1 rRNA gene is annotated in these 2743 nt (G+C 48.2%); it reads right to left on the reverse strand.

The window, feature by feature from the left end:
- A 23S ribosomal RNA gene (locus I6E78_RS18160) occupies positions 1-2521 on the reverse strand; the annotation flags it as partial.
- Between the last annotated feature and the right edge of the window lie 222 nt (positions 2522-2743).

Below are 2743 nucleotides of genomic sequence, written 5' to 3' on the forward strand. Positions count from 1 at the left end.
CGGAGTACCTTTTATCCGTTGAGCGATGGCCCTTCCATTCAGAACCACCGGATCACTATGACCTACTTTCGTACCTGCTCGACGTGTCTGTCTCGCAGTTAAGCTGGCTTCTACCATTACACTAACCGTACGATGTCCGACCGTACTTAGCCAACCTTCGTGCTCCTCCGTTACTCTTTAGGAGGAGACCGCCCCAGTCAAACTACCCACCAGGCACTGTCCGTAACCCCGATTCAGGGGCCAACGTTAGAACATCAAAACTACAAGGGTGGTATTTCAAGNCCCAGTCAAACTACCCACCAGGCACTGTCCGTAACCCCGATTCAGGGGCCAACGTTAGAACATCAAAACTACAAGGGTGGTATTTCAAGGTTGACTCCACAACAACTAGCGTCGCTGCTTCAAAGTCTCCCACCTATCCTACACATGTAGGTTCAATGTTCAGTGCCAAGCTGTAGTAAAGGTTCACGGGGTCTTTCCGTCTAGCCGCGGGTACACAGCATCTTCACTGCGATTTCAATGTCACTGAGTCTCGGGTGGAGACAGCGTGGCCATAGTTACACCATTCGTGCAGGTCGGAACTTACCCGACAAGGAATGTCGCTACCTTAGGACCGTTATAGTTACGGCCGCCGTTTACCGGGGCTTCGATCAAGAGCTTCTCCCTAAGGATAACCCCATCAATTAACCTTCCGGCACCGGGCAGGTGTCACACCGTATACGTCATCTTGCGATTTTGCACAGTGCTGTGTTTTTAATAAACAGTCCCAGCCACCTGGTCACTGCGGCTCCCGTCCGCTTAGAGAGCAAGTCTCATCACAGATAGGAGCGTACCTTCTCCCGAAGTTACGGTACGATTTTGCCTAGTTCCTTCACCCGAGTTCTCTCAAGCGCCTTAGTATTCTCTACCTGACCACCTGTGTCGGTTTGGGGTACGATTCCATATAATCTGAAGCTTAGAGGCTTTTCCTGGAAGTATGGCATCAGCAACTTCATCACCTTGGTGACTCGTCTCGTGTCTCAGGTTTAGTGTTCGTCCGGATTTACCTAAACAAACGCCCTACTCACTTTCACATGGACTACCAACGCCATGCTTGCTTAGCCTGCTCCGTCCCCCCATCGCAATTATATCGAGTACAGAAATATTAATCTGTTTCCCATCGACTACGCCTTTCGGCCTCGCCTTAGTGGTCGACTTACCCTACCCTGATTAACATGGGATAGGAACCCTTGGTCTTCCGGCGTGGGAGTTTTTCACTCCCATTATCGTTACTCATGTCAGCATTCGCACTTCTGATACCTCCAGCAACCCTCCCGGGTCACCTTCAACGGCTTACAGAACGCTCCCCTACCACTCAGAATAAATTCTGAATCCGCAGCTTCGGTGCATAGTTTAGCCCCGTTACATCTTCCGCGCAGACCGACTCGACCAGTGAGCTATTACGCTTTCTTTAAAGGATGGCTGCTTCTAAGCCAACCTCCTGGCTGTCTGAGCCTTTCCACATCGTTTCCCACTTAACTATGACTTCGGGACCTTAGCTGGCGGTCTGGGTTGTTTCCCTCTTCCCGACGGACGTTAGCACCCGCCGTGTGTCTCCCGGATATTACTTTACGGTATTCGGAGTTTGCAAAGGGTTGGTAAGTCGGGATGACCCCCTAGCCTTAACAGTGCTCTACCCCCGTAAGTATTCGTCCGAGGCTCTACCTAAATAGATTTCGGGGAGAACCAGCTATCTCCCGGTTTGATTAGCCTTTCACTCCTAACCACAAGTCATCCCCTAACTTTTCAACGTTAGTGGGTTCGGTCCTCCAGTTGATGTTACTCAACCTTCAACCTGCTCATGGCTAGATCACCGGGTTTCGGGTCTATACCTTGCAACTATTCGCCCAGTTAAGACTCGGTTTCCCTACGGCTACCCTAATCGGTTAACCTCGCTACAAAATATAAGTCGCTGACCCATTATACAAAAGGTACGCAGTCACCCAACAAGTGGGCTCCTACTGCTTGTACGTACACGGTTTCAGGTTCTATTTCACTCCCCTCACAGGGGTTCTTTTCGCCTTTCCCTCACGGTACTGGTTCACTATCGGTCAGTTGGGAGTATTTAGCCTTAGATGATGGTCCACCTATATTCAGTCAAAGTTTCACGTGCTCCGACCTACTCGATTTCACTTAAAATGTCTTTTCATGTACGGGACTATCACCCTGTATCGTGGCGCTTTCCAGCAGCCTTCCATTAACACATAATAAGCTTAAGGGCTGTTCCGATTTCGCTCGCCGCTACTTTCGGAATCTCGGTTGATTTCTTTTCCTACGGGTACTTAGATGTTTCAGTTCTCCGCGTTCGCCTCGTTAACCTATGTATTCAGTTAACGATACCTGCAAGCAGGTGGGTTTCCCCATTCGGAAATCCTAGTCTCAAGTGCTTTTTACTAGCTTGACTAGGCTTATCGCAAGTTAATCCGTCCTTCATCGCCTCCCACTGCCAAGGCATCCACCGTGTACGCTTAGTCACTTAACCATACAACCCAAACGGGTCTTTGTTGTGTGACAGTTTAACTTCGCCAGAAGTCAATATTGAATACTAAAGTAGATACCAATCAATCAACTCAAAGAGTTAATTAAATGGCACTGAATGGTACTGCTACCATTCTTTTTTTACTTTTGAAAACTCTTGATAAATAACAATGTTATTCATCAGAATTTTATTATCAGCTTTTCCAAATTTTTAAAGAGCATATTA

Origin of the sequence: Pseudoalteromonas sp. NZS127, from assembly GCF_015864805.1 — a bacterium.
GTDB classification, from domain to species: Bacteria; Pseudomonadota; Gammaproteobacteria; order Enterobacterales; family Alteromonadaceae; genus Pseudoalteromonas; species Pseudoalteromonas nigrifaciens.